Source organism: Burkholderia sp. PR2 (genome assembly GCF_052372875.1).
Classification (GTDB): Bacteria; Pseudomonadota; Gammaproteobacteria; order Burkholderiales; family Burkholderiaceae; genus Burkholderia; species Burkholderia diffusa.
Window position 1 is genome coordinate 401112 of sequence record NZ_JBQRWH010000004.1, and the last position, 26779, is coordinate 427890.

At 65.6% G+C, this 26779-nt stretch carries 21 protein-coding genes and 1 pseudogene; 13 read left to right on the forward strand and 9 right to left on the reverse strand.

Annotation, left to right across the window (positions count from 1 at the left end; all coding sequences use genetic code 11):
• Positions 1-41 precede the first annotated feature (41 nt).
• The 4 genes and pseudogenes from tssA (at position 42) to ACT2FV_RS19085 (ending at position 3460) form a co-directional block, all read left to right on the forward strand.
• Positions 42-1163 (forward strand): type VI secretion system protein TssA, encoded by a 1122-nt coding sequence (tssA, locus tag ACT2FV_RS19070; RefSeq protein ID WP_059607868.1) that lies wholly within the window; start codon positions 42-44, stop codon positions 1161-1163.
• Positions 1164-1230: 67 nt separating this feature from the next.
• Positions 1231-1410: pseudogene (locus ACT2FV_RS19075) on the forward strand (hypothetical protein); the annotation flags it as partial.
• Between the two features lie 404 nt (positions 1411-1814).
• A complete protein-coding gene (locus tag ACT2FV_RS19080) occupies positions 1815-2279 on the forward strand; it encodes a hypothetical protein (protein ID WP_444504603.1) in 465 nt (154 codons plus the stop codon).
• 344 nt (positions 2280-2623) lie between these two features.
• The gene (locus tag ACT2FV_RS19085) at positions 2624-3460 is read left to right on the forward strand and encodes a DUF3304 domain-containing protein (RefSeq protein WP_444504604.1); all 837 of its coding nucleotides are present in this window, start codon (positions 2624-2626) and stop codon (positions 3458-3460) included.
• 122 nt (positions 3461-3582) lie between these two features.
• Here the strand turns inward: ACT2FV_RS19085 and ACT2FV_RS19090 are convergent, their stop codons facing one another.
• The 5 genes from ACT2FV_RS19090 to ACT2FV_RS19110 form a co-directional block, all read right to left on the reverse strand.
• A complete protein-coding gene (locus ACT2FV_RS19090; protein ID WP_226118194.1) occupies positions 3583-4158 on the reverse strand; it encodes a DUF3592 domain-containing protein in 576 nt (191 codons plus the stop codon).
• 136 nt (positions 4159-4294) lie between these two features.
• Complete coding sequence (locus ACT2FV_RS19095; RefSeq protein WP_124905085.1) at positions 4295-5248, reverse strand: OmpA family protein; 954 nt, start codon at positions 5246-5248, stop codon at positions 4295-4297.
• A gap of 4 nt (positions 5249-5252) precedes the next feature.
• Positions 5253-6242, reverse strand: coding sequence for a type VI secretion system-associated protein TagF (gene tagF, locus ACT2FV_RS19100; protein WP_059607872.1), 990 nt, complete (start codon positions 6240-6242; stop codon positions 5253-5255).
• On the reverse strand, positions 6239-10198 hold the full coding sequence (tssM, locus tag ACT2FV_RS19105) for a type VI secretion system membrane subunit TssM (protein WP_124905083.1): 3960 nt from the start codon (positions 10196-10198) through the stop codon (positions 6239-6241). Before tssM ends, tagF begins: the two co-directional genes overlap by 4 nt.
• A 301-nt stretch (positions 10199-10499) precedes the next feature.
• A complete protein-coding gene (locus ACT2FV_RS19110; protein ID WP_059607874.1) occupies positions 10500-11345 on the reverse strand; it encodes a M15 family metallopeptidase in 846 nt (281 codons plus the stop codon).
• Positions 11346-11466: 121 nt separating this feature from the next.
• Here ACT2FV_RS19110 and ACT2FV_RS19115 point away from each other — a divergent pair, with 121 nt between their 5' ends.
• Together ACT2FV_RS19115 and ACT2FV_RS19120 are read left to right on the forward strand one after the other, a co-directional pair.
• The gene (locus tag ACT2FV_RS19115; protein WP_444504605.1) at positions 11467-12432 is read left to right on the forward strand and encodes a phage tail protein; all 966 of its coding nucleotides are present in this window, start codon (positions 11467-11469) and stop codon (positions 12430-12432) included.
• 205 nt (positions 12433-12637) lie between these two features.
• Entirely contained in the window at positions 12638-13666 is a 1029-nt protein-coding gene (locus ACT2FV_RS19120) for a transporter (protein ID WP_444504606.1), read from the forward strand.
• Positions 13667-13777: 111 nt separating this feature from the next.
• On the opposite strand, the gene ACT2FV_RS19125 is transcribed toward ACT2FV_RS19120, so the two are convergent.
• Entirely contained in the window at positions 13778-15946 is a 2169-nt protein-coding gene (locus ACT2FV_RS19125) for a M1 family metallopeptidase (protein ID WP_444504607.1), read from the reverse strand.
• A 645-nt stretch (positions 15947-16591) separates the two neighbouring features.
• On the opposite strand from ACT2FV_RS19125, the gene ACT2FV_RS19130 reads away from it, so the two are divergent.
• From ACT2FV_RS19130 to ACT2FV_RS19140, 3 genes are all read left to right on the forward strand, one after another.
• The gene (locus ACT2FV_RS19130; protein WP_124629101.1) at positions 16592-17086 is read left to right on the forward strand and encodes an LEA type 2 family protein; all 495 of its coding nucleotides are present in this window, start codon (positions 16592-16594) and stop codon (positions 17084-17086) included.
• Positions 17087-17211: 125 nt separating this feature from the next.
• Positions 17212-18345 carry a methyltransferase gene (locus ACT2FV_RS19135; protein WP_124905075.1) on the forward strand — a complete coding sequence of 378 codons (1134 nt, stop codon included), beginning with the start codon at positions 17212-17214 and terminating at the stop codon, positions 18343-18345.
• Positions 18346-18434: 89 nt separating this feature from the next.
• On the forward strand, positions 18435-19325 hold the full coding sequence (locus tag ACT2FV_RS19140) for a class I SAM-dependent methyltransferase (protein ID WP_059607880.1): 891 nt from the start codon (positions 18435-18437) through the stop codon (positions 19323-19325).
• Between the two features lie 55 nt (positions 19326-19380).
• Here the strand turns inward: ACT2FV_RS19140 and ACT2FV_RS19145 are convergent, their stop codons facing one another.
• Together ACT2FV_RS19145 and ACT2FV_RS19150 are read right to left on the reverse strand one after the other, a co-directional pair.
• Positions 19381-19953, reverse strand: a complete 573-nt coding sequence (locus ACT2FV_RS19145; protein ID WP_059692336.1) for a DUF1415 domain-containing protein — start codon at positions 19951-19953, stop codon at positions 19381-19383.
• An 82-nt stretch (positions 19954-20035) separates the two neighbouring features.
• A complete protein-coding gene (locus ACT2FV_RS19150; RefSeq protein WP_059607882.1) occupies positions 20036-20659 on the reverse strand; it encodes a TetR/AcrR family transcriptional regulator in 624 nt (207 codons plus the stop codon).
• Positions 20660-20876: 217 nt separating this feature from the next.
• Between ACT2FV_RS19150 and ACT2FV_RS19155 the strand changes: the two genes are divergently transcribed.
• The 3 genes from ACT2FV_RS19155 to ACT2FV_RS19165 all read left to right on the forward strand — a co-directional run bounded on the left by ACT2FV_RS19155 (position 20877) and on the right by ACT2FV_RS19165 (position 24422).
• Positions 20877-22160 (forward strand): MFS transporter, encoded by a 1284-nt coding sequence (locus ACT2FV_RS19155; RefSeq protein WP_059607883.1) that lies wholly within the window; start codon positions 20877-20879, stop codon positions 22158-22160.
• A 158-nt stretch (positions 22161-22318) separates the two neighbouring features.
• A complete protein-coding gene (locus ACT2FV_RS19160) occupies positions 22319-22924 on the forward strand; it encodes a nitroreductase family protein (protein ID WP_124629097.1) in 606 nt (201 codons plus the stop codon).
• Positions 22925-23171: 247 nt separating this feature from the next.
• Positions 23172-24422 (forward strand): Hsp70 family protein, encoded by a 1251-nt coding sequence (locus ACT2FV_RS19165; RefSeq protein ID WP_226118180.1) that lies wholly within the window; start codon positions 23172-23174, stop codon positions 24420-24422.
• Positions 24423-24524: 102 nt separating this feature from the next.
• On the opposite strand, the gene ACT2FV_RS19170 is transcribed toward ACT2FV_RS19165, so the two are convergent.
• Complete coding sequence (locus ACT2FV_RS19170) at positions 24525-24728, reverse strand: cold-shock protein (RefSeq protein ID WP_006477070.1); 204 nt, start codon at positions 24726-24728, stop codon at positions 24525-24527.
• Positions 24729-25148: 420 nt separating this feature from the next.
• Between ACT2FV_RS19170 and ACT2FV_RS19175 the strand changes: the two genes are divergently transcribed.
• The gene (locus ACT2FV_RS19175) at positions 25149-26747 is read left to right on the forward strand and encodes an APC family permease (protein WP_124629094.1); all 1599 of its coding nucleotides are present in this window, start codon (positions 25149-25151) and stop codon (positions 26745-26747) included.
• Positions 26748-26779 lie beyond the last annotated feature (32 nt).

The window sequence follows — 26779 nt, forward strand, 5'->3', positions numbered from 1 at the left end:
CCCGCGCGCGACATCTCATGCATCAACGGATTCACTGAACCATGCCGATCAATCTCCCCGAGCTGCTGACGCCGATCAGCGACGCGTCGCCCAGCGGCGACGACCTGCTGTTTTCGAATGAATTCGACGCGATCCAGGACGCGCGGCGCTATGACGATCCGACGCTCGACCAGGGCGAATGGGTGACCGAGATCAAGGAGGCCGACTGGGGCTTCGTCGTCGATCACGCGGGCGAGCTGCTGCGCACGCGCACCAAGGATCTGCGGCTCGCCGTGTGGCTGACCGAGGCGCTCGCGCTCGAGGACGGCATCACCGGCCTCACCGAAGGTTATGCGCTGCTGGAAGGCCTGTGCCGAGACTACTGGGACACCGTGCATCCGCTGCCCGAAGGCGACGACGTCGAATACCGGCTCGGCAACGTCGCGTGGCTGTCCGGCCGCACGGCCGAGCTGCTGCGCGGCATTCCGGTGACGGAGGGCGCGTCGAACGCGTTCACCACGCTCGACTGGGAAGTCGCACAGCACGTCGCGCAGGCCGTGAGGCGCGACCCCGAGCATGCGGACGACATCGCACGCGGCAAGCCGTCGGTCGAGCAGGTCGATGCGTCGCGGCGCGTGACGCCGATCGCGTTCTACACCGCGTTGCTCGCGAACCTGAAGGCGTTCGAGTTCGCGCTCGATGCGTTCGAGGAGCGGCTCGTCGAACGCGCGGGCGATTCGGCGCCGAGCTTCCGGCAGGCGCGCGACGCGTTCGAGACCGTGTACCGGCTCGCCGAGCGTTTTGCGCGCGAGCAGGGCTATACGGGTAGCGCGCCGCACACGCAGGCGGCGCCGCAGGCGCAGCCCGAGCGCATCGAGCCGAGCTTCGGCGACACGTTCCACAGCGAGGAGACCCACGTGCAGTCGCAGACCGCTCCGCGTCCGCCGGTGACGCAGATGATCGCCGGCATCCAGAACCGCGCGCAGGCCGTCGACCAGCTGCGTGCCGTCGCGCGTTATTTTCGCCAGACCGAGCCGCACAGCCCGGTTGCGTATCTCGCGGACAAGGCTGCCGAATGGGCCGACATGCCGCTGCACAAGTGGCTCGAGAGCGTCGTGAAGGACGACGGGTCGCTGTCGCATATTCGCGAGCTGCTTGGGGTGAGGCCGGACGAGCAGTCGTGAGCGATGGGTTTTTGACCTGAGAGCGCGGGCCCGGCGGGTTCGCGATGAACGAGAAGAAGGGTGACGCATGAACGTGACCGAACTGGCGCAGGCGATCCGTGGTGGCCTGATTCAGCAGGACCGCCTGCTGAAGACGGATATCCCGTCGCTGCCGAACAATGCGCTCGTGCCACGCCGCGCCGTGACGCGGTCCGAGCTTGGCCGCGATTTCAGCGTCGTGCTCGACCTCGTGTCCACCGCGAGCGAAGGCGGCGGCTACGATTTCTCGAATTTGAATGATGGGGAGCGGGCGAAGATGCTGTACCTGTCTCACCACTTGGGAGCGGCCGATGCAAAACGGTATTTGGCCGGAACAATTGCTGCGGAGGACACGTATACGGAGCAAAACCGCACCGTCCGCCCAGGCTCATCGCTCGCGGGGCCAAGACGCGTTTGACCGCGCAGGTGGGAAGCGCGGCAGCAGCGAAGCGTGCGGAAGAGAACGGTGGGAACTATGTCAAGGCTCATCGCCTGTGGTTGAGCCATCTCATCGACACAGGTGTCAACTTCAAGAACTTCGCATGCGATGCTTCGAAACTTGAAGATGTTCGCCCACTGTTGGATCTTGTGACTGTCGTCGGTGGTGCGAACCCCACTTTTTAGGAGGTGGGCTTGTTGAAGTCGTTTGTTGTAGTGTTGATGACGGTCTGTTGCATCAATGTCAAGGCGCAGACCTCGGGTGGGGATCACGATACGATCCGCACCGTTGCGGGCACATTGCAGATATCAAAGATCGCCCGGCCGGGAAGCGACGGCGTTACATTCAACGTCGAGCTCGATGGCAAGCAATTCGATCACCTTTACGGTTCACGCTATGTCTACTATCCGGATTCGAAAGAACGGGACAAGGCCGTCTCGCGGCTGATCGTCGAAGACTTCAGCGGTGGTTTTTCAGACCCACCGGTAATCTCCCTGTACGACTTCCGCCAAAAACCCGCTGCCGTCTTGCCGGTTAGCGACAAGTTGGATATTGACGACGTTCGATGGCTGCCTGGCCGCGTCCTGCTAAGCGTTGGGGGGAAGTGGTTTGCTTTCGCGAACGGAAAGCTTGTGGCGGTTCACAATAGAAGGAAGTAACTCGAGATGTCCGCGGGGTGAAAGTCGCTGAGGGCGTATCGATCCAGATGGAGTTCCTCGGATTGCTCGATACCGTTTCGTCCGTCATGTCGGAGGAAGCCGAGAACGGATCGGAATGGTTACTTATCCGGGTATGTTCGAGATCAGCTGCGATATCGGCCAGCCTGCGGATGCCGCGCGATTTCGGCCCCGATTGTTGTCGCGATTGATGTTGCCGTTGCTGTCGGACATATCGTCATTTACGTAGACAAAAAATCGCATTTACCGAGTGGACAACTAAAATCGATACGTCGGAAGGGCATGCTGGGCAATATTCGGAAGGGAAAACATCATTGAATAGGGCAATGAGATTTTCGAGTCTGGTGAGCCGTGTTCTGGCAGGGTGCCTGCTCGTGACGGCCATGGCGGCGTGCGGCAAGCCGGAACCGACATACAGCGGGATTTCGGTCATGGCTCAGAACTACCTGCCCTATAACCTGGATAAATTCACGATCACCGATGCTCATGGCAACAAGGCAGGCGGCGGTGGCGACAGCATGCCGGGGGGCGGTGGGGGCGTGACTTGTTGCTATCAGCTCAAGGGGACCGAGTTCATCGTCAAATGGGACTACTACGACGTTGACCGGTGGCATAAGGGCGACGAACAGACGTTTCACGCCGAAGCAAAGGTTGTGCTGCCTCCGTCAAAGGTTCCGGAAAATGTGGGCAGCCGAATTCTGGCAGTTCATTTTTATCCGGATCGCCACATCGAGCTTCAGTTTCCCGGCACGCCGATGGACGAATCGCGTATTCCGATGATCGATGTGTCGCACTGGATGTCGACCAACTATCAGGTGCAGTTGAGCAAGCGATACGACGAACGCGAAGACCAGCAGTTTCGCCGTATCGCGCGTATCGTGGCCGCAGCATGGTTGAAATACCGCCTGACCGATTCAGATGACTTGAAGCAGTACGCGTACTACGCCTTGCTGGTGAATAGCCGTTTTGACGCGCATCCGGAGGTTCAGCGCGTCTTGAAAGCAGCAGCCGATCGGCCCGGCGTGTTTGCCACGTCGATGCGGTCTCTGCCGAAGAGCGTCCTATCCGAATTGACGACCGGCCAGTTCGAGCCGGTTGCCTTGCCGGCGGTTCCAGACGGCTTGTTGCCGCCGTCACGTGCAGAGGAAAAGCAGCGTGGCTGAGAGAATCAAACTCGACCCGGATGACGGGAACGCAGTACGTTTCCTTCCCGCGCAACGATCAGCCGTCGCGCCCCGACCGGCACGATACGACGTCTGATCCGAATCCGGTCTGCCGGCGCGAGTCACGAACCGCCGATACGTTTCCGCGCGCGCCGAGTCTTTCGCCTCAACGATTGCTTCTTCCTATCCTCGATCCACGGCAGCATCGAAATGCTCATCGCACACAGCATCAATCCGCCGATCAGGGCGAATAGGCCGAATCCGATTTCACGCACCCATGCTCCGCCCTCAACCGCTTCGTTGCGCCGCGCAATGCCGGGAAACATCGGCGAAACGCGCAGGCCATCGTTCGCGGCCGCATTGCAGTACGTCTTCGTGAACGCTGCGAACTGTTCGTGGCTGATGTTCGAGGCGGCCGAACGCGAATACACCGGCGACCCGGCAGGCTGCCACGCTGTATCGTACTGCTGCGTCTGTCCCGCGCCATAGCGGAAGACGGCGCGCGCCTCCCATGTCGCATCGGATTTGCCATATCGCAGAGACAACTCGCATCGCTCGACAATGGCGGGGACGTGAGGCCACACACGAGCGCGAACGAGGATGGCAGAATTGACGGCGCCAGCTACACCCATCAGCACGAAGGCCGCACCGAAGAGCAGAAGAATGGCCGACCGCAAGCAGCGCATTGCGTATTTCACTGGAATGGTCGGATTCAGTAGTCGGTCGGTCAGGCGATCGGCCTGTTGACAATGCGGGGAGATGGGGGCTGCACGATCCGGCGGGACGAGTCTGCCGGTATCCTGCCACCGGCTCGCCGCACAGCCGAACCTCCGCCTACTGCCCCACCCGGAACTCGATCCGCCGATTCCTGGCCCGCCCATCCGCCGTGTCATTCGGCGCGATCGGCTGATCCGGCCCGACGCCCGTCGTCGTCATCTGCTGCGGCGGGATGCTCTTCGTGATCAGATAACCCTTCACCGCATCCGCGCGCGCCTGACTCAGCGCGATGTTCGACGTCCGGTTTCCCGAGTTGTCGGTGTGGCCGATGATGTCGACCGTGCGGTTCTGCATCTTCGCGAGGGCGGCCGCCATCTGGTCGAGGATCAGCTTGCCCTGCGGCGTCAGCGTCGCGCTGCCGGTCTCGAACTCGATCGTCCGGTTCGCGAGCGTCTGGTCGAGCACACCCTGCTCGGATGCCGACACGCGCAGCCCGTTCTTGATCGTGTAAGTCGGGTTCAGCGTGTTCGCCATGTCGCTCGCGAGCTGCTGGCGCTGTGCTTCGTTGTGCACCTCGCCCTTCATCTCGATCTGCGTGCCGTTGATCTTCAGTTGCCCCTTGCTGATCTGCTTGAGCTGCGCGCCGAGCAGCTTCTGCACGTTCGCGCTCCAGTTCGGCGGCGTCGCGACGTCGCCGACCTCGATCTGGTCGACTACATTCACCGCGCCGTAGGTGTCGCGCAGCTTCTGCAGCACGGCGGCCTTGGTCGCCTCGTCCGGCACCTTGCCGCCGACCACCACCTGGCCGGGTGTCGCGTTCGCGGGCGGCGGCGAGATCGTGCCGGCCGTGCCGTGCACCACCGTGCCGGAGGCGGTAGCAGGCGCGGCGCCGGGGTTCGTGTTGGACGACGGCAGCGCGGTCGTCGCGACCGTGCCGTTGCCGATCGGCGTGACGGTCGCGCCGCCGGTGTTCTGCGCGTAGGCCGCGCCGCTGGCGACGAGGCCGGCGGCGGCGAGGGCGGCAACGAATGCCGAGAAGCGCATGCGCCGGACGTGATTCGTGCGTTGCATCCCGTCAGCCTCCGATGAACGCTTCGCGGAACGCGTCGATGGCGACGCGCAGCGAGAGTTGCGGTTGGTCGAGGTAGCTGACGAGCTTGCTGATCTGCTGATCGTTTTGCGCATGGGCGTCGATCCATTCGGGATCGTCGATGTCGATGTTGTGGGCGGCGTAGGTCTGCGGGTCGACGACGCTCAGCAGCGTCTTCGACGACGCGCCGTTGAAGCCGATGATCAGCCGTTCGCGCTCGGCGATCGTGCCGATGAAGATCGCGAGCTCGAAGTCGGCCTGCGCGACGAACGGTGCGATCAGTTCGAGCCAGAACGCGGCGACGAGGCTTCGGTAGAACGGATCGACGGGTAGCGGCAGCGTGAGGCCGCGCTCGATGTGCGACGAGCCGCTCTGCATCACGGGCCGCAAGAGCGAGCCGAGCGCGAGCATCGCGCCGCGCAGCCGGACCGGATGGCCGCTTTCGAGCAGCATCTGCTGCAGGCCGTACAGCGACTGGTGTTCGATGAAGTCGTTGAAGGTGCCGTCATGCGACGTGCCGGGGCCGCCGACGTCGATCGGCACCTGCGTGTCGCCGAGCGCCTGCAGCGCGCCGGGCGGCTCCTCCTTCGCGAGCAGCGGCGGCATCTGCGCGGCGACGCGCGACCACAGCCGGGCGAACGCGAGCGGGCTGCGCGCGAGGAACGCGAGCGGCCGGTCGACCTCGAGCGCGGTCGCGCCGAGAAACGGGAAGCGGCGCATCGACACGTCGTGGCTCGCGACCATGTGGCCCGCGATCGCGAGCTTGCTGCGCGAGCCGAGGAACGCGAAATGCATCGGCTTCGCATCCTCATAGACGATCTTCCAGCGCGGATCTTCCGCGAGCAGTTCGAGCGCCTGCGCGATCCAGCGATCGAGCGTCTGCAGCAGCTGCGGATTGTGCGGGCTCTTCACGAAGTCGCCGCGCGACGGAATCTTGCCGAAGTAGGCGATCTGCGCCTGAACGGTTTGCGTCATTGCGCCCCCTGTGCATTCGTTGCGGTGGCGGCCGCGACGGCCGGTGCCGGTGCCGGTGTCGGTGCCGCGGCCGGCGTGCCCGTGCCGGCCTGCGTCGCGTTCTGCGCGGCACCCGCGCTCGCGTCGGCGACCGACGACGGCAGCTGCAGGCCGCGCAGGCTCTGCTGCTGCGGCTGGTCGCCGCCGCCGCTCGTCGGCTGCGACGTGCTGATGATGCGCATCGTCACCGACACGTTCACGCTGCCCTGGACCCACGTGAGGTCGAAGGTGCCGTCCGGACGGCGCTTGCGCTGCGCCGAGTTGATCAGCTTCTCGAGACCGTAGCGGCCCGGTTCGTTGACGAGTTGCACGGTGCGGCCGTCGAAGGTCGTCGCGGACAGCGTCGCGCCCGGCGAGCCCTGCGGGTTCGGCCACACGAAGTTGGTCCATTGCGGCGGCGTGTTGCGGTAGCGCAGTTGCTGGCCGTCGATCGCGATCGTGTATTCCGTCGTGCCCGTACTCGGTTGCGGCAGGATCTGGAACACGGTCTGCGGTTCGGCCGCCGCGGCCGCGCCGCCCGCGGCGCCGCCGGCGAGCGGGGCGACCCAGCGCGCGAAGCCGTTCGTGAAGTCGGGCGTGAGGCCGATGCCCATGTCGCCCCACGTGCGGGCCGCAAGCGTGTCGCCGCGGCGCACCGCGAGCGGGCCCAGCGTCGTGCCGACGAACTTCGCGATCGCGCCGTCCGGACCGAACACCTGCGCGATTTCACCGGCGCCGGCCTCGACCTTCGCGTTCGCCGCGAACGGGTACTTCGTCGCGAGGGAGCTCTGGAACGGCTGGTAGACCTGCGCGTTCCACACCTTGTTGACTTCGGCGCTCGCCGGCTGGATCACCACCGAGAACGCCTGCATCAGCGGGCGCACCAGGAGCGGACGCAGCGACTTGCGTTGCGAATCGGTCAGGCCCGTCAGCATCTGCTCGTCGACGAACTTCAGCGAATCGGCCAGTTCCGAGCCGTTGCCGTCGAGCGTCTGCTGCATCAGCTGGCGCGCGCCGGGGCCGGGGTCGCCCTGGTTCTTGATCACGTTGAAGCGCGTACGGACCTTCGACAGCGAGTCCATGTAGCCCTTGAGCATCGACGTGCCGTCGTGCGTCGTGACGATCCGCGCGAGCCCGATGAACTCCTGGCCGATCGGACCCATCGGCACCTCGGCCGGATTGCCGTTGATGTCGATGTTTGCGGCCGCCACCTGGCCGGCCTGCGAGCGCGTGAACAGTTGCTTGACCCAGTTCACGACGCCGGTCTGCGCCTTCTTGATCGCGACGTTCGCCAGCGACGGGTTGTCCCACGACGTCTGGTCGTACGCGGTTTCGAGGATCTTGCGGATCGGCGAATCCTGCGGATCGCCGAGGCGGTTCATCCCGTCGACGGCCTGGCCGAAGCTGCTGAAGCCCTGCACCGCGATACCCTGCATGAACTTCTGCCAGTGCTGCGCGTATTCGGTCTTGTACATGCCGACGAGCGTCTTCTGGATCTGCTCGGGACTGCCTTCCAGCGTCAGGTCGTCCTGCGTCGACGTGTTCAGCACCCAGTCCTTCGCCTGCAGTTCCTTGGTCGCCGCGTCGCGGATCGCCGGCTGCACGTAGTCGAACCACGCTTCGCGCGTGAACGTGCCCGGAATCGCATAGCTGCCGGCGACCAGCCCCTGGTTGCCGTCGCCGACGATGCGCGCGATGGTCATCGGCGCGAAGCGGGTCGACGCGCGCGCCTTGATTTCCTCATAGACGCGCTGGCGGGCCGGCATGCCGCGCACGACGCGGCGCAGGTTCTCGCGGGTCTGGTCGACGAGCGCGAGGTTCGCGTCGATCATCGGCCAGTCGTCGTCGTTGACGCGCGCGAGGTAGAACGAGATCATGCGCTCGGCGCTCTTGATCATCTCGTCGCGCGGCATGTTGCCGCGATTCGTCTCGAGCCAGCCGCGCCAGAAGCGTGCGAGTTGGTCGGTCAGGTGCGCCTGTTCGACGTGACGCTTGTCGGACAGCATCAGGTAAGTCTTCAGCGCGTTGTACGCGTCCTGCACGTTGGTCGGCGACGCGTCGCTGTACAACCCGCCCTGCGGTGCCGCCGCCTGTTGCGGCGCGGCGGCCGTCGCGGCGGATGCGCCTTGCGCGGCGCCGGCGAGCGGCGTGGCGCCCGGCGGGTTCGTCGACACGGGAATCGGGCCGCCCTGCACGGCGCCCGATTCGGGCGGGCGCGTCATCGGCACGAGCTGTTCGGGGTGCGCGTTCACATCCTTCATGAATGACGCGAGGTTCTGCGAGACGGGCGCCAGCAGGATCTGGCGCACGCCGTTGTAGTACTCGGTCAGCAGGTGCTGTTCGAGACGGTCACCCTGGTACAGGCCGAGCGACACCGACACCGGCTTGTCGCGGCGGAACTGTTCGAGCTGTTCGATCCGGTCTTCCAGGATATCCATCGCCTGCAGACGCGACTGCAGATCGTTGCGGCCCTGCTGCAGGCGCGTGACGTTGTCGAGGTCGGCCTGCACGTTCGCGACGAGCTGCTGGTTGCCGATCGTCGACCAGGTCCAGCCGCCGAGCGCGAGCGCGAGCGCCGCGACGAAGCCGAAGAAGGTCGCGTAGCGCAGCCGGGTCTTGGTCGGGCTCGCGAACTGGCGCACGGTCTGGCGGTCCGCGAAGATCACCTTCGAGAACAGGTCGCGCAGGAAGAAGCCGTTCTTCGAAAACGCGCTGTGCGGCTTCGGCAGCGCGCTCGCGTCGAGGCCGAAGCGGTGCGCGATGCGCTGCGCGGCGGCGCTGTTGGTTTCGCCTTCCTGCAGCGCGCTGGTGAAGTAGAAGCCGCGGAAGATCGGCTTGTACTGGAACGGGTTGTTCTCGAACAGCGTCGCGAGGAACGCGCGCAGCGACGGCTTGATCGTCGAGAATTCGAGCGGGAAGCTCAACTGGCCCGGCGACAGCTGGTTGCCGCGCGACAGCGACAGCTGCGCGACGCTGATTTCCTTCAGCCCTTCGTAGAGTTCCTCGAAGTGCGTGTCGAACTGCGCGACGACGTCGCGCTTGTCGTCCGGCTCGTAGGGCAGGGTGGCGCCCCACACGCGGTCGTATTCGTGCTTGTCGCTGCTGCTGAAGAATTCGGTGAAGCCGGTGATCAGGTCGGCCTTCGTGAACATCACGTAGACCGGCGCGAACACCTCGAGCTTTTCCGTCAGCTCCTGAACGCGCTGGCGGAGGTTTTTCGCGAGGTTGATCGCGAATTCGGGGCGGTTGCCGGTCAGTTCGGCGATGCTCGCGGTAACGATGATGCCGTTGATCGGCGCCTTCGGGCGATAACGCTTCAGCAGGCCAAGAAAGCCGAGCCATTCGCTGCGGTCTTCCTCGTGCACCGAGTAGCGGCCGGCCGTGTCGAGCAGGATCCCTTCGGTCGTGAAGAACCAGTCGCAGTTACGCGTGCCGCCGATGCCGTGGATCACGGCGCTGTTCTTGTCCGCGAACGGAAACTGCAGGCCGGAGTTCAGCACCGCGCTGCTCTTGCCGGCGGCCGGGTTGCCGATGACGATGTACCACGGCAGCTCGTACAGCGCGGAGCCGCCCGACACCTGGCCGATCTTCGACGTCTTGATCGTCTTGACCGCGTCGGAGAGGCGCGTGCGCAGCACGTCGAGGTCGGCGGTCTTGGTGTCGGGTGCGAGCGCGGCCGCGGCCGGCGCGGCGATCTTGCCGGTTTCCGCCTGCTCTTCCAGCACCTGGCCGAGCTGCTGGTTCGCGCGCTTCACGCGCCAGCGGCGTACCAACGCGACGCCAAGCCACAGCACGAGGATCGCCGCGAAGGCGATCGCCGCCCACAGGAGCGGCAGCTGCAGCATGTCGGCGACGATGAAGAGAATCGCCGCTAGCGCGATGATCCCGACAATCGAGAGCGTACGCGGATGAGTCAGCACGTTGAGGATGCGTTGCATAGGACGTTCAGGTTCCGGTGCGATTCGGTGAGGCGACGCAGGCGCGCCGAGCGGCAAGCGTGGCGCCGCGATGTGTCGCCATGCTGTCAAACGGGATGAAGGGGGCTGGCATCAATGCGCCCGCGGCATCGGAGAAGGCGCGCGCAATAATGAAAGGACGCTGTGAGAATTAAAACGGAAGCGGCGATCGGAAAAAATCGTGCAACGGAATGCCCGATCGATTGCGCCGCTCAAATCGTTTCCTGCCGGATGATTAAAAAGCCCCATGCCGCCCTCATTATTTCTTGTCCGGCAGCCCTGACTAGCTGCCGCGTCCCAGTTTAAAACCGGGTTTATGGTATTCCACGTGCCCGAGATCCATCATTTTCCATCGGCCTCCCCAGGTCAGGCCGACCTGTTCGGCAACCTGTCCGTACAACTGGTAGCCGCGCATCGCCCAGGGATCTTTCTCGGAAATGACCAGCTTGCCGTCGCGCAGAAACGCGTTGTCGCTCGCGAGCCCGAATTGGTGATAACTCTGGAAGGCCGCCGCATTGGTCACGTTGGTGCCCATTTGCGCGAGCCGGTTCTGTCGTTCCGGGCTCCGATAACCTTCCAGCAGCGCCATCTCGTAACCATATTGTTCGTGCATGATCTTGTAGACCAGCAGCAAACGCGTACGGAAATCGGGATCCAGCAGGTTCCAGTCGCGGCTCGCGTCCTTCAGTGCCGGCCGCACCTGTTCGACTTCCTTCGTGGCAAAGACTTCCGGCGGCAACGGCGGGGGCGGCACGAGCTGTTCGCCCTGCAGCAGCGCGGCGATCTTCTCGTCCGGCACGCGCGCCGTGTCGTCGTACTGAAACAATTGCCGACCGCGTAACGCAATGGCCACCAATGGCGGCGTCGCAAGAATACCTGCCGACACCATAATCATCAAGCGTCGCCGAATCAGTAAATTTTGCACATCGCTTAATGCGCCGCGCGTAACGGTTGCCGATTTAACAATTTGACTTCGCGTGCGTGCGGCGCGAGCGTTCGCGCGGCGCGTCAGACGGCCGTGAAACTGGGCGACGGATTCGAAAACCGCCGTGCGGATACCCGGTAAAAGCAACAGTGCCGCGACCGCGACGGCAAGGGCGAAATAGGCGACGAGTGCGACGGCAATCAACGAAATCCCCGGAAATTGGAATTGATTGTGTTTTGCAATGCTTGCTCTTAGAATCAGGCTGCTTTGAGAGGCCGGGCTATATTATCGCGGTGAATTAAACCAGGATTCAATGAGACGCTGAATGAGTGCGCCGGAAAATTCAAATTCGAAAACCCCGCCGAGCCTGCTGTCCGATACCAAACCGGCAGGTGAGGGTGGACCGCAGCAGTCGCGCATTCTCGCGAATCTGGAAGGACGTGTCACGCCGCCGGCCGAAGCGCCGCGCCGCTCGCTGAAGGGGCCGATCGCGGCCGTCGTCGCGCTCGTGGTCGCCGTCGGCGGCTGGGGGGCATGGCGCTGGCAGCAGCAATCCGGCGAGCAGGCCGTCGTGGCCGCCGCGCCCGCGCAGGCAGCGGCGAAGGCCGAGGCGGCCAGCGGCGGCGCCGTGCAGGTCGCGCAGAATGCCGCGTCGGCCGCTCCTGCCGCGCAACCGGCCACGATCGTCAATGACGATGCGGCGTCCCAGACCGTTGCGTCCGCATCGGGCGCGTCGGGCGCGGACAACAGTCGCTTGTCGCGCGCGCTCGCGAACGGTGCCGACGATGCATCGGGCGCGGCCACGGCTGGAGCCGTCGCCGCGACGGCCGCCGCCGCGGCTGCGACAGCGAAAACCGCGAAGGCCGACGCCGCGCAGAGCGGCAAGGTCGCCGCACGCAGCAAGGCCGATGCGAAGGCCGACGCGAAGGCGGAGGCCCGCAAGCACCACAAGGAACAGCAGGCGGAGCTCGCGCAGGCGAAGAAGCGTCGCGACGCGACGACCCGTACCGCGAGCGCAAAGGCCGCCGGGAAGGACGATCCGGATGCGGACCTGCTCGCCGCGCTCGTCGCACGCACGAAGCCAGCCGACAAGAAGGTCGCCGCGCAGAAGGGGCAGGTCGTGCCGACCAAGACGGCCGCCACGACGGGCGGTTCGCTCGCAGCGCGCGTGAAGGAGTGCTCGGAGCGCGGCTTCTTCGAGGATCAGCTGTGCCGGTGGCGCGTCTGCGACGGCCATTGGGGCAAGGATCCGGCCTGCCCGACCGCCGCGCAGTCGGAGACGCGGCAGTAGCGAGGCGTCACGCCGGCCTGCTCATCGCACATGCGCCGCCCAATGGGCGGCGCATTGCTTTTGGGGGCTGTCCGACGCTGGACGTCCGTATGTGACCCCGTCACGAAAATGTCGCATACGTCGGGCATACGTTTCCTTTCATTTCCCGGCGTGGCGCCGCAATGCGCGATGCGCGGCGCGGCCGCGCCGCACGACCTTCGACACGATGGATCTGATCGTACAGACTTACGGCGCCGATACGTCCGGCATGGTGTGCGGATTCCGCTTCGTCCCGGGCGGATCGGGTGCGATGCTCGATGCCGACGCGGCCGCCGCATGGCTGCGCACGTGCCGCGCGCGCGAGGCAGCTGCCTCGGACGATTTCGTCTGGCTGCACTTCAATCTCGCGCACGGCGCGAGCGAGCGCTGGATGCGCACGCACCTCGGATTGCCCGACAGCTTCTTCGAATTCCTTCACGAAGGATCGCGCTCGACGCGCATCGAGCAGGAGGACGGCGCGCTGCGCGCGATCGTCAACGACGTGATGTTCAACCTCGAGCTGACGCCGTCGGAAATCGCGACGCTGTTCGTCCACGTCGAGCGGCGCATCATGATCACCGCGCGGCTCAAGCCGCTGCGCTCGGTCGACACGCTGCGCGCCTGTGTGCGCGACGGCGAACGGTTCCGGTCCCCGGCCGAACTGCTCGTGCACCTGCTGCGCGACCAGGCCGACCTGCTGATCCAGATCATGCGGCGCACGAGCATCGACGTCGACCGCATCGAGGATCGCTTCCTGTCGCAACGGCTCACGTCGAATCGCGTCGAACTCGGCGCGATGCGCCGTACGCTGACGCGGCTGCAGCGCATGCTCGCGCCCGAGCCGGGGTCGATCTTCCGGCTGCTCGCGAAGCCGCCCGCGTGGCTGCATGCCGAAGACGTGCAGGAACTGCGCGAGTCGACCGAGGAATTCTCGCTGGTGCTCGCCGACCTGTCGGGGCTCAACGAACGGATCAAGCTGTTGCAGGAAGAGATCGGTTCGCGGCTCGACGAGCAGAACAACCGGACGCTGTTCACGCTGACGCTGGTGACCGTGATCGCGCTGCCGATCAACATCGTCGCGGGCTTCTTCGGGATGAACGTCGGCGGCGTGCCGTTCTCGGAGAACAAGCACGGGTTCTGGCTGATGGTGCTGCTGGTCGCGGGCTTTACCGCGCTCGCCGCGTGGTGGGCGTTTCGCCGGCGCGATGATCGCTAGCGGCGGCCGCAAAAAAACAGGCCCCGCATCCGGAGCCTGCCGAAGGACGTGAAAGACTGAACGCCGGCCGGCGCCGCAAACGCCGCGGCACCGGCCGGCCCGACCACGACGTTACTGAACCAGCGTCTTGCGCGGCTTGAACATGCCCTGGTAGCGCAGCGACGGACGTTCCTTCACCGTCGGCGCGATGCCGCCGAAGCTCGGCGTCTGGCGCAGCTTCATCGCGGCCGGCGAGGCGACCGAGCCGATCGACGTCGAACGCGAAGCCGGCGCGAGGTTGTTCGCGACGAGCAGCGCGGCCTCGCTCTTCAGGTTCGCGAGCAGCACCGGATCGGTCGAGCCGTTGACCTGCGTGAGCAGGCCGCTCCACGCGGCGTCGCCGTAGTTCACGACGTAGTAGTCGAGACCACTCGGATCCGCGACCACGCCCGTGCAGCCGTCGATCCGCGTCTGCGTCTGCGTATCCTTCAGCGCGAGCGTCGTGTGTTTCGCGAGCCCCTGGCCGTATGCGAGCGTGATCGGTACCGTCCACTGCAGGCCCGGATACGCGTTCTTGTTCGGGAACGGCTGCTGTTTCAGCGTGACGATCGTCTGGTTCTTCGTCATGTCGCACTGCGTGTCGAGCGAGATCAGCGGCACGCCCGTCTGGCGCACGTAGCTGTCGCCGATCGGGCCGACCGGCTGGCCGCTCGCCTTCGACAGCGCATCCCACAGGCGCTTCGGTGTGCCGTTGCCGAACGAGTAATCGACCAGGTATTGCTGCAAGCCCTTGCGCAAGGTTTGCTCGCCGAGATAGTTCTCGAGCGTCTTCAGCACGTGGCCGCCCTTGTCGTAGGTGAACGCGCTCGCGCTCAGCACGAAGTCGTTCGACGCCCAGTCATTGAAGTTCGGCGCGACCGGGAATGCGTTCGGGCCGATGTCGCGATTGATCACGCGATACTTGTTCTTCACCTGATCGAGCCAGCTGAACTCGTCGGGGAAGAACTGGATCGTCGTCTTCGTCTCGAAGAACGTCGCGAACGATTCATTGAGCCAGACGTTGTCCCACCAGTCGGTCGTGACGAGGTCGCCGAACCACTGGTGCGCGACTTCGTGCGTCAGCACCTCGTTACCGTAGTGCGACATCGGCTGGCCCGGTTGCGGCAGGATGTCGTCGGCGAACTCGAGGATCGACCCCCAGTTCTCCATCCCGCCGAAGTTCAGGTCCTTCTGCTCCTTGAACGCATCGTTCGCGGCGACCGTGTCGAACTTCGTCAGCGGCAGCGGGATGCCCGTATAGCGGTAGTAGAAGTCGAGCGCCTGCTTGGTGCGGTCCATCGCCGGCTTCGCCCAGTCGCTCATGCCCGGCGGCGTGAACACGCGCAGGTGCAGGCCGCCCTTGCCGCCCGGCAGGGGGCTCGAGAAATCGTCCTCGTAGGTGTCGAACATGCCGCCGCCGAAGAACAGCAGGTACGACGGCATCGGCGGCGTTTTCTCGAACTGCACGAGCTTGTAGCCGCCGCCGACGTTGGTCGACGGCTTCTCGGCCGCGTTCGACACGACGCGCCAGTTCTGCGGCACTTCGGCCGTCACTTCATAAGTCGGCCGGAATGCCGGCTCGTCCCAACCCGGGAACCACTGGCGCGACAGGTTGGTTTCGCCCTGCGTGAGGATCGCGCCGCTCGTCGTGCCGTCGGTGCTCTTCAGGTCGACACGGAACACGCCTTCCGCGGCCGAGCAGCCCGGATACGGATCGTCGCCGCAACTGCCGCCCGTCTGCGTGGCCGGATCGTCGTACGACTTGAAGTTGATGATGCCCGACCACTCCATGTGGAGCGAATAGTTGCCCGGCGAGATCGTGCCGGCGACGGGACGCAGCTGGTAGAAGTCGCCCTTGTCCTGCGGCGTCGCGATCAGCTGGATGTTGCCCGGCTGCAGCGTGATGCGGCCGTTCGTGAACTTGATCCGGTGGCCGGCGATCACGATGTTGTTGACCGGCTTCAGCACCTTGATCTCGACGTCGGCGCGCCCGTCGAACGCGTTCAGCGCATCGTTCGGTCGGAACCACAGCCGGTAGTTGACGGGTACCACGGTGTCCGGCAGTTCGACAGGCGACACGCTCTTGTCGACATTGGCCGCGCTCGGCGGCGTGTTGGCGGCGGGCGACGAGCTCGAGTGCGGCGCGCCGGCAGAGCTGAGCGCGGAAGCCGAGCCGACACCGCTGTCGTCGCCGCCGCACCCGGCGAGCGCGAGTGCGGCGACCAGCGGCAGGTAACGCATCTTGTGAATGTTGATCGACATGACTGAAACCTCGATTGTTGAAAGAATCGTTCAGTGCTGCGAAAACGCCGGCAAAGGAAATCCCTCGCCGTTAATCAACAGCGACGAGAAATGCCAATGACGGATTATTCGAAAAGACGGCCGGCCGACTACGTGAAGGTAATCATGGTTTACTGCCCCCTCTGTGTTTCCGGATGTCGGTTAACTTGCCGGTTCAAAATGGCCGGGCGCGTGTTGTACTGAATTGATTTCGCGCGCACGACACGGGGCCGCCCGCCCTGCGCGGGCGTGCATTCCCTTTGAACCGACGACCCACGGGGCTGGCCGTGCAAGGCCGCAGGACGGAAGGACGGCGTGTCGCCGTTCCGTAAAATCGCCGTCATGCGGCTTGAAGGTTTGTCGGCCTGCTCGAAGGATGCGTAAATATACTTGATGGTTTTGGGTAAAGGAAACGAAAAAATTAGAAAGTGATTCGATTGAATTTTTTGCGCACCATTGAATGCTGGAAGGCATTAATTCGCTTTCCATTCGACTGTTTGTTTTCGTAGTTTTAATCTATTAACGATCTCGGCGGTGCGCGGAAACTACGAATCAGGGTGGAGCGTGGCGCGCTCGGTACAATGCAGCGACGGTCCGTCAAATCGATTGCCGCAAGGAGGCCAGCCCATGCCACGAGCCCTGTTCCATATCGCGCCGCTGCGCGCCATGCTGCTGCTGTTCGCCGCCGTCTTCGTGCTCGGCGGTTGCGCGGGTCTGACGCGCGAGCCGGTGAGCGTGACCGTCGCTGGGCTCGATCCGCTCGTCGGCCAGGGCCTCGAGATGCGCTTCAGCCTGAAACTGCGCGTGCAGAACCCGAATGACACGCCGATCGAATACGACGGCATTTCGGTCGCACTCGAACTGAACGGGACGCCGTTCGCGAGCGGCGTGAGCGATCGCGCGGGTGTCGTGCCGCGCTTCGGCGAGGCCGTGATCGACGTGCCCGTTTCGGTGTCGGCGTTCGCCGCCGCGCGGCAGGCGTGGAACCTGCCCGGCGCGGCGGCCAACGGCGAGTTGCCGTACGCGCTGCGCGGCCGGCTCGCGGGCGGCGTGCTCGGCAGCGTGCATTTCCGCGATGCGGGCACGTTGCGCATGCCGGCGATGCCGGGGTGGGGCGGGTAGGCTGCCTGCGCAATGCCAGGGCGGTCGCCCGCGCTTTGCCGCGCGGGCAAAGCGCGGTATGGTGTGGTCCGCGCGGCGCGCTCCTGTGGCGCCGCCTGTCTGAAGCCAACCGTAGCCGAGCTCGCGTGACCGATTTCCCCGTTTTCCACTGGACCGACGCCGACGGCGCCGAACATGCCGTGCGCTGGCGCTCCGAAGCCGGCGTGCAGCCGCCCAGGCGCGCCGTGCCCGCCGACGACCGCCTCACCGCCGACGCCGCGTACCGCCTCGCGTGCGAGGGCACCGCGCTCGTCTGGCAGGGCGACTTCCAGAACGCGCGCCAGCTCGTGCAGGCGATGGCGCGCCGCGTCGAACGCAAGCCGAAGAAGGCGAAGGCCGCGGTGGGCGTCGACGCATTCAACCTGCATCGCCTCGCGCAATCGCAGCGTGCCCGCACGCTCGGGATGCTGCTGATCCCGCTCGACGCCGACTATACGATCCCGCTGCGCCGCGCGCCCGACGTGCGTGCAGCGTGCGAGGAAGCATACGGCCCGGGCGGCGCGCCGTCGGTCGTGTCGCTGCGCGAGCTGCTCGGCCTCGTCGGCGCGCACGAATGGCGCAAGAAGGGCGTGCCGATTCCGGCGCTCGGCGGCGCGCCGATCCATCCGCATTACGGTGTGTTTTCGCCGGTGCGCGGCGAATACGTCGAACTCGTCGCGCGCACGCCGCTGCCCGCGACGTCGCTCGCGTTCGACATCGGCACGGGCACCGGCGTGCTCGCGGCCGTGCTCGCGTCGCGCGGTGTCGAGCGCATCGTCGCGACCGATCAGGATCCGCGCGCGCTCGCGTGCGCTCGCGAGAACGTCGCGCGGCTCGGTCATGCCGAGCGCGTCGAGGTCGTCGAAGCCGACCTGTTTCCGGCCGGCCGCGCGCCGCTCGTCGTCTGCAACCCGCCGTGGGTGCCGGCCCGTCCGAGCGCGCCGATCGAATACGCGGTCTACGATCCCGACAGCCGCATGCTGCGCGGTTTCCTCGCGGGGCTTGCCGACCATCTCGAACCGGGCGGCGAAGGCTGGCTGATCCTGTCCGATTTCGCCGAACATCTCGGCCTGCGGCCGCGCGATACGCTGCTGCAATGGATCGACGAAGCCGGTCTCGTCGTGCTCGGCCGCGAAGACATCCGCCCCGCGCACCCCAAGTCGGCCGACGCGGACGACCCGCTGCACGCGGCACGCCGCGCCGAGGTCACGTCGCTCTGGCGGCTCGGCGCGCGAGCCTGATCGCGTATTTTCGGTAAACTGTCGCCATTCCTCACGAATTCCCGCCGCCGGGCCGTGGTCGACCGACCGTGGCCCGGCGACGCTTCACGATGTCGAACAAGACCTACGAAATCCGTCCGGAGCAGTCCATCGAGCTGCTGAAGGAGCTGCACATCCTCACCCGCGACGGCAAGCTGAACCAGGACAGCCGCCGCAAGCTGAAGCAGGTCTATCACCTGTTCCAGTTCATCGAGCCGCTACTCGCGAGCGTGCAGGCCGACAAGGGTAGCGTGACGCTCGTCGATCACGGCGCCGGCAAGTCGTATCTCGGCTTCATCCTGTACGACCTGTTCTTCAAGCAGCAGCCGGGGCACGGCACACCGGCGTTCGCGTCGCACGTGTACGGGATCGAGACGCGCGAGGAGCTCGTCGCGCGTTCCACCGAACTCGCCGCGCGACTCGGATTCGGCGGCATGTCTTTCCTGAACCTGTCGGTCGCCGATTCGATCACGTCGCCGAAGCTGCCCGAAACGGTCGATGTCGTCACCGCGCTGCATGCGTGCGACACGGCGACCGACGATGCGATCCGTTTCGCGCTCGCGAAGCGCGCGCAGCACATCGTGCTGGTACCGTGCTGCCAGGCGGAAGTCGCGGGCGTGCTGCGCAGGAACAAGGGCAAGTCGCTCGCGAACGCGCTGACTGAAGTGTGGCGGCATCCGCTGCATACGCGCGAATTCGGCAGCCAGATCACCAACGTGCTGCGCTGCCTGCAGCTCGAGGCGCACGGCTATCAGGTCAGCGTGACCGAGCTGGTCGGCTGGGAACATTCGATGAAGAACGAGCTGATCATCGCGCAGTACAAGAACCTGCCGCGCCGCAAGCCCGGCGAGCGGCTGAACGAGATCCTCGGCATGTTCGGGCTCGCCGAACTGAACGAGCGCTTCTTCGCGCCGGCGCCCGCCGCGGCGGCGGGCGAGGCCGTCGAGCAGGCCCCGGACTGAGGCAGGCCGACTTGCGGCCCGTTTGCCGCGCGGCGGACGGCCGGCGCGCGACGCGTCAGACGTCGTCGCCCGGCCGGCGCATCCATTCACGCCAGCCGTCGTGGCCGAGGCGGCGCAGCGTTTCCTGGTTTTTCTCGTAGATCGCGGACGCGTCCGGGAACGCGTCGACCGCGCGTGCGATGCTGTCCTCGCGCAGCAGGTGCAGGATCGGATACGGCGCGCGGTTCGTGTAGTTCTCGATATCGTCGGCTTCGCTGCCTTCGAACCGGTACTCGGGATGGAAGCTCGCGATCTGCAGCACGCCGTCGAGCCGCAGTTGCCGCACGAGCCGGTCGGCGAAGAACAGCGCGTCGTTGTAGTCGACGAAATCAGCGAACGCGCGCGGATAGATCACGAGCGTCGTGTCGACCTGCTGCGGATCCGCCGCTTCAAGCGCGCGCAACTCGGTTTCGAGGTCGGCGAGCGCGTCCTCGAGCGTCGTCGCTTCGCTGATCGCATAGCGCACCTGCTCCTTCACATAGACGCTCTTCGCGAACGGGCACAGATTGAGCCCGATCACCGCGCGCGCGAGCCAGTGCCGCGTGGCGGCGAGGATGTCGTCGTGCGAATCGGGGCGGGTATCGGTCATGGCGAGGGCAGTCGGGCAAGGCGGAAGCGAGGGCCGCATTGTAGCGGGAGCGGGCACGCGGGGTTCGAGCGTGCGCCGCCTGTCACGCGCAGGCGGCTTCGATCAGTTGCGTGACCAGCGCGGGCGCGGTGCCGATCGGCGTTTCGCCGTGCCGGTAGGTCTGGCTGGCCGCGTAGATGCCCTCGACCACGAGCGCGAGCGCATCGGCCAGCGCTTTCGGCTGCCGGGCGCCTGCGCCTTCGCATAGCTCGACGAACCGCTTCATCAGCCGCTCCTTGTTCTGCGCGACGCGTTCGCGCGCCGGATGCGACGCATCGGGGAATTCGGCCGCGACGTTGACGAACGGGCAGCCGCGATAGTCCTTCTGCGTCGCGCGCTCCGCGAGATCGACGAAATACTGGATCAACTGCGCCTTCGGCTGGCCGGGATGCTTCGCGACGCTCGAATCGAGGCGCTCGAAGAAGCACGCATCCATCCGTTCGAGATACGCGAGGATCAGCTCGTCCTTCGACGAGAACTGGCGGTACAGGCTCATCTTGTTGACGCCCGCGCGTTCCACGACCGCTTCGACGCCTACCGCGCGCACCCCTTCCTTGTAAAACAGCTCCTCGGCGGCGCGCAGCAGGTGTTCCTGCGCGGCGGCCGCGGCGATCGGCTGGCGCGTGCGACGTGCCGGCGGCTTGTTGGCGGCCTCGATGCCCGACATGATGACCCTCGACTGCGTGATGAATTGCTTGACATGTTACCGACTGGTCACTACGATCGCAACACACTTGTGACCGAGCGGTAACAATGCCGGCCGGATCGACAGACAGATGCCAGGTATCGGCGCCGGTCAGCCGATGCAGCATGCGGCGGAGGTGGCCTGGTGGTGACGCGGGGCCGGCGCGCGGGTGCCGGCCCGCCAATTGGAGAGCGACGACATGAACTGGGCAGTGACACGAATCGGCGGGCGTTTCCACTATGGATGGCTCGCGGCTGCGGTGGTTTTCCTGATCCTGCTGGCCGCGGCCGGCACGCGCGCGACACCGAGCGTGCTGATGGTGCCGCTCGAGCGCGAACTCGGCTGGAGCCGCGCGGCGATTTCGCTGGCGATTTCGGTGAACATTGCGCTGTACGGCCTGACGGGCCCGTTCGCGGCCGCCGCGATGCAGCGCTTCGGGCTGCGGCCGACGATCCTGACTGCGCTGGTGACCATGAGCGCGGGCGTCGCGCTGTCGTCGATGATGACGCAGAGCTGGCAGATGGTCGTGATCTGGGGCCTGATGGTCGGCTGTTCGACCGGCGTCGTCGCGCTGACGCTGTCGGCGACCTTCGTCACGCGCTGGTTCCATGCGCGGCGCGGCCTGGTGATGGGCATCCTCACGGCGAGCACGGCCACCGGTCAGCTCGTGTTCCTGCCGATGCTCGCGGCGATCGCGCAGCGTCATGGCTGGCGGCCGGTCGTGCTGGTCGTCGCGGTGGCGGCCGCGATCGTGATTCCGCTGGTTGCGTTCCTGCTGCCCGAGCGGCCGGCCGACGTGAAGCTGCGCCCCTACGGCGAGCCGGCCGACGCGCCGGCCGCGCCCGACGCGACGAAGGAGAACCCGCTCGCGGTCGCGTTCCGCACGCTGCTGACGGCGAGCCGCTCGCGCGACTTCTGGCTCTTGTTCTTCAGCTTCTTCATTTGCGGCGCGAGCACCAACGGCTATGTCGGCACGCACCTGATCGCGATGTGCAGCGACTACGGGATGACCGAAGTGCAGGGTGCATCGCTGCTCGCCGCGATGGGCGTATTCGACCTGTTCGGCACGACGCTGTCGGGCTGGCTGTCCGACCGCTACGACAACCGCGTGCTGCTGTTCTGGTACTACGGGCTGCGCGGGCTGTCGCTGATCTACCTGCCGCATGCGTTCGGCATCGATTTCTTCGGGCTGCCGCTGTTCGCGATGTTCTACGGGCTCGACTGGATCGCGACCGTGCCGCCGACGGTGCGGCTCGCCACCGACGTGTTCGGCAAGGCCGCGGCGCCGGTCGTGTTCGGCTGGATCGTCGCCGGCCACCAGCTCGGCGCGGCGTTCGCGGCGCTCGGCGCGGGGCTGCTGCGTGCGAGCCTCGGCACCTATACGATCGCGTCGATGATCTCGGGCGGGCTCTGCATCATCGGCGCGCTGATCGTGCTGCGGATCAACCGCGGCCCGTCCCGCGCGGCCGCGCAGGCCGCCTGAGCGCGGCGCTTCGGCCGGCCCATGCACGGGTGCGGCCGGTCAATGCGGGATCCGTGATTTGCATTGCGCGGGATGATCGGGCGCGTGACGCCTCGAGCGGTTATGCTTTCGGTTCGCCGGGCGTTCGCGCCCCTTCATCGATGTCAGCGAGGAACCGCATGTCCGTCAAACCTGCTCCCACCACTGTTTCGATTCACGACCTGATCGCCGGCCGCTGGAGCCCGCGCGCGTACTCGGACGAGCCGATCAGCGCCGCCGATCTGCACGCGGTGCTCGAAGCCGCTCGCTGGGCGCCGTCCGCGTACAACGCCCAACCGTGGCGCTTCATCGTGTTCGATCGCACGCAGGACGAAGCGGCGTTCAAGCGCGCATTCGCGACGCTGGTGCCGTTCAACCAGGGCTGGAACGCGCCGGCGCCGGTGCTCATCGCCGTGACCGCGCACACGCTCACACCGAAGGGCGAGCCGGCGCCGACCGCGCTGTACGACGCGGGCGCGGCCGCGATGTCGCTGGTGCTGCAGGCGCACGCGCTGGGTCTTGCTGCACACCAGATGAGCGGCTTCGACGCGAAGGCGTTCCGCGACGCATTCGAGATTCCGGCCGACGTCGCGATTCCGGCGATCATCTCGCTCGGCCACTACGGCAACGTAGACAAACTCGATCCGGTGCTGCGCGATCGCGAAAAGGCGCCGCGCACGCGTCATGCGATCGGCGAAGTCGTCTATGCGGGCGCCTGGAAGAAGGGTTTCGACGCCGCAGCCTGATCCGCAATCGGGCAGGCGCTCGTCGAGCACGCTGTCCGCGGCAGTTGCGCGCGCGCAGCACGCGGGCGGCGTGGTGGCGCTGGATGACCCGTCCGCACCCGTCGCCGGTGCGCCGCGGGGGCGCCTGATCGCGACCCCGGGCCGGTTGCGCCGGCATCGGTGGGCGATCCGGTTGTGATCCGGCGGGCTTCATGATAAAAAGCCCGTCCTTTCCGTTTTCGCGCCGGCCCTGCTGCGGCACCTTCCCATGACTTACTGCGCGATCGATTTCGGCACGTCCAATTCCGCCGTGGCGCTGCCCGACGGCGATGGCATGCGCCTCGCGCCCGTCGAGGGCGACCACCTGACGCTGCCCACCGCGATCTTCTTCAACAACGACGAGCAGACGGTCGAGTACGGCCGCGCGGCGCTGGCCTCCTATATCGACGGTTTCGACGGCCGCCTGATGCGCTCGATGAAGAGCATCCTCGGCTCGCCGCTCGCGGAAACCACGACCGATCTCGGCGACGGCAGCGCGATGGCGTACACGGAGATCATCGCGCGTTTCCTGACGCACCTGAAGCGCAAGGCCGAAGCGCGCGCCGGCGCGCCGATCGGGCGCGCGGTGCTCGGCCGGCCGGTGTTCTTCGTCGACGACGATGCGCGCGCCGACCGCCTGGCGCAGGACCAGCTCGAAGCGGCCGCGCGATCGGTCGGTTTTACGGACGTGCATTTCCAGTACGAGCCGATCGCGGCCGCGTTCGACTACGAGTCGCGCCAGCAGGCCGAGCGGCTCGTACTGGTCGCCGACATCGGCGGCGGCACGTCCGACTTCTCGCTGGTGCGCGTCGGGCCGGAGCGGATGGCGCGCCTCGAACGCAAGGACGACGTGCTTGCTCACCACGGCGTGCACGTCGCGGGCACCGATTATGACCGCCGCGTCGAGCTGGCGGCGATCCTGCCCGCGTTCGGCTACCGCGCGCTCGATCCCGAGGGGCGCGAGCTGCCGAACCGGATCTACTTCGACCTTGCGACCTGGCACCTGATCAACACGGTCTACACGCCGAAGCGGCTGGGCGAGCTGAAGCTGATGAAGCATCTGTACCAGGACGTACGGCAGTACGACCGGCTCACGCGCGTGGTCGAGCAACGGCTCGGGCATGCGTTGATGGCGCGCGCGGAAGAAGCGAAGATCGGCGTGGCGGCGGGCGGGGAGACGATGATCGACCTGAACGACGTGGAAGAGGATCTGCAGATCGCGTTCGACGCCGAACGCCTCGTCGATGCGAGCGTCGACGACACCGCGCGCATCGTCGACGCCGCGCGCGAAACGGTACGGCTTGCGGGCGTCGCGCCGCGCGATGTCGGCGCGCTGTATTTCACCGGCGGCTCGACCGGGCTCGCGTTCCTGTCGGGTGCGCTCGCCGGCGCATTCCCGGACGCGCAGCCGGTATTCGGCGATCGCCTCGCGAGCGTCGCGACCGGGCTCGGCATTCACGCGCAGCGGCTGTTCGGCTGAGCGAAGGCCATGCGGGTCGGCGGTGGCCGCAAGGCGGCCCGCGCCGGAAAACAAAAAGCCCCGCCGAAGCGGGGCTTTTTTACACGAAATATCGCGCCGAACTTAGACCGGACGGATGTTCGCAGCTTGCAGACCCTTCGGGCCCGTCTTCACTTCGAATTCAACCTTCTGGTTTTCTTGCAGCGTCTTGAAGCCTTCGACGCGGATTTCCGAGAAGTGCGCGAACAGATCGTCGCCGCCGCCTTCCGGGGTGATGAAGCCGAAGCCCTTTGCGTCATTGAACCACTTGACGGTACCGGTTGCCATGTTACTTGTTCCTAAAAAGATAAAACGGGGCCGAGGCCCATGGGTGCGGAAAATCAAGGAAGGGGGTAATAGGACCAACCGGAGTACCGTTGATGGGCGAACTACGAAAGAACCAATTCACTCGCCGCTTGAAATCCTGCAACGTTGTTTATACGGCTATTCGGTCGCGCGGTCAACCGTATTTCCATGCACTCAGGGTTATTGCGGGGTTCAGGTTTACAAACCTTGCAAACGGTGCGAATTTTTTGTAGGGGCCGAACGATTTTGGCGCCAACTTGCAGGTGCAACCGTTAAACTACGCGCCGCGCGGAAGGGTTGCCCCGATCGGGTGATCCTTCCCCCCAAAATTGCATGCGCGGTGCTATCCGAGCCGATCCCGGACAGCAGGCCGACCATGCTTTTTGAGACATAGGAGAGGATGTGAAGAGTTCTATTCAACGGAACATCGGCCCGTTTGCACTGATGCTGACGGGGCTGGGTTCGATTATCGGCTCGGGCTGGCTGTTCGGCGCCTGGAAGGCTGCGAAGATTGCCGGTCCGGCAGCGATTTGCGCATGGATCATCGGCGCGGTCGTGATTCTCGCGATTGCACTGACGTATGCCGAACTGGGCGCGATGTTCCCCGAGTCGGGCGGCATGGTGCGCTACGCGCGCTACTCGCACGGTTCGCTGGTGGGCTTCATCAGCGCGTGGGCGAACTGGATCGCGATCGTATCGGTGATTCCGATCGAAGCGGAAGCATCGATCCAGTACATGAGCACGTGGCCGTATCCGTGGGCGCACGCGTTGTTCGTGAACGGCGAGCTGACGACACCCGGCCTGCTGCTATCCGCCGTGCTGGTCGTCATCTACTTCATGCTGAACTACTGGGGCGTCAAGGCGTTCGCGCGTGCGAACACCGCGATCACGATCTTCAAGTTCCTGATCCCCGGCCTCACGATCCTTGGCCTGATGCTGTCGAGCTTCCATCCGGAAAACCTCGGCACCGCGTCGAATGCGAGCTTCGCGCCGTATGGCTGGTCGGCCGTGCTGACCGCGGTCGCGACGAGCGGCATCGTGTTCGCGTTCAACGGCTTCCAGAGCCCGGTGAACCTGGCCGGTGAAGCGCGCAATCCGTCGCGCAGCGTGCCGTTCGCGGTGATCTCCTCGATCCTGATCGCACTCGTGATCTACGTGCTGCTGCAGATGGCGTACATCGGCTCGGTGAATCCGGCCGACGTCGCAAAGGGCTGGTCGCACTTCAATTTCTCGTCGCCGTTCGCGGAACTCGCGATCGCGCTGAACCTGAACTGGCTCGCGATCCTGCTGTATGTCGACGCGTTCATCAGCCCGAGCGGCACCGGTACGACCTACATGGCGACGACCACCCGCATGATCTACGCGATGGAGCGCAACAACACGATGCCGAAGATGTTCGGCAACGTGCATCCGATCTACGGTGTGCCGCGCCAGGCGATGTGGTTCAACCTGCTCGTGTCGTTCATCTTCCTGTTCTTCTTCCGCGGTTGGAGCTCGCTCGCGGCGGTGATCTCGGTCGCGACGGTGATCTCGTACCTGACCGGCCCGATCAGCCTGATGGCGCTGCGCCGCGCGGCGACCGACATCGAGCGTCCGCTGTCGATCCCGCTGATGAAGCTGATTGCACCGTTCGCGTTCGTCTGCGCGTCGCTGATCCTGTACTGGGCGAAGTGGCCGCTGACGGGCGAAATCATCCTGCTGATGATCGTCGCGCTGCCGGTGTATTTCTACTTCCAGGCGAAGTCGGGCTGGACCGGCTGGGGCGCCGACCTGAAGGCCGCGTGGTGGCTGGTCGCGTACCTGCCGACGATGGCCGTGCTGTCGCTGATCGGCAGCAAGGAGTTCGGCGGTCACGGCGTGCTGCCGTACGGCTGGGACATGCTGATCGTCGCGGCCATCTCGCTGGTGTTCTACTTCTGGGGTGTGAATACGGGCTACCGGACGCAGTATCTCGACGAGCGCGAGTCGCACGACGAGATCCTCGAAGGGGTCGGTGCCTGACGCGTGACTCGCCACCGGAATCGGCGGTGGCG

Bases quoted from the DNA above. Each gene is read 5' to 3' on its own strand.
- ACT2FV_RS19160 (WP_124629097.1), top strand. From the start codon at position 22,319: ATGTCCGTCAAACCTGCTCCCACCACTGTTTCGATTCACGACCTGATC.
- ACT2FV_RS19150 (WP_059607882.1), bottom strand. From the start codon at position 20,659: ATGTCGGGCATCGAGGCCGCCAACAAGCCGCCGGCACGTCGCACGCGC.
- ACT2FV_RS19165 (WP_226118180.1), top strand. From the start codon at position 23,172: ATGACTTACTGCGCGATCGATTTCGGCACGTCCAATTCCGCCGTGGCG.
- tagF (WP_059607872.1), bottom strand. From the start codon at position 6,242: ATGACGCAAACCGTTCAGGCGCAGATCGCCTACTTCGGCAAGATTCCG.
- tssM (WP_124905083.1), bottom strand. From the start codon at position 10,198: ATGCAACGCATCCTCAACGTGCTGACTCATCCGCGTACGCTCTCGATT.
- ACT2FV_RS19130 (WP_124629101.1), top strand. From the start codon at position 16,592: ATGCCACGAGCCCTGTTCCATATCGCGCCGCTGCGCGCCATGCTGCTG.
- ACT2FV_RS19155 (WP_059607883.1), top strand. From the start codon at position 20,877: ATGAACTGGGCAGTGACACGAATCGGCGGGCGTTTCCACTATGGATGG.
- ACT2FV_RS19145 (WP_059692336.1), bottom strand. From the start codon at position 19,953: ATGACCGATACCCGCCCCGATTCGCACGACGACATCCTCGCCGCCACG.
- ACT2FV_RS19170 (WP_006477070.1), bottom strand. From the start codon at position 24,728: ATGGCAACCGGTACCGTCAAGTGGTTCAATGACGCAAAGGGCTTCGGC.
- ACT2FV_RS19115 (WP_444504605.1), top strand. From the start codon at position 11,467: ATGAGTGCGCCGGAAAATTCAAATTCGAAAACCCCGCCGAGCCTGCTG.
- ACT2FV_RS19140 (WP_059607880.1), top strand. From the start codon at position 18,435: ATGTCGAACAAGACCTACGAAATCCGTCCGGAGCAGTCCATCGAGCTG.
- ACT2FV_RS19095 (WP_124905085.1), bottom strand. From the start codon at position 5,248: ATGCAACGCACGAATCACGTCCGGCGCATGCGCTTCTCGGCATTCGTT.
- ACT2FV_RS19085 (WP_444504604.1), top strand. From the start codon at position 2,624: ATGAGATTTTCGAGTCTGGTGAGCCGTGTTCTGGCAGGGTGCCTGCTC.
- ACT2FV_RS19125 (WP_444504607.1), bottom strand. From the start codon at position 15,946: ATGTCGATCAACATTCACAAGATGCGTTACCTGCCGCTGGTCGCCGCA.
- ACT2FV_RS19120 (WP_444504606.1), top strand. From the start codon at position 12,638: ATGGATCTGATCGTACAGACTTACGGCGCCGATACGTCCGGCATGGTG.
- tssA (WP_059607868.1), top strand. From the start codon at position 42: ATGCCGATCAATCTCCCCGAGCTGCTGACGCCGATCAGCGACGCGTCG.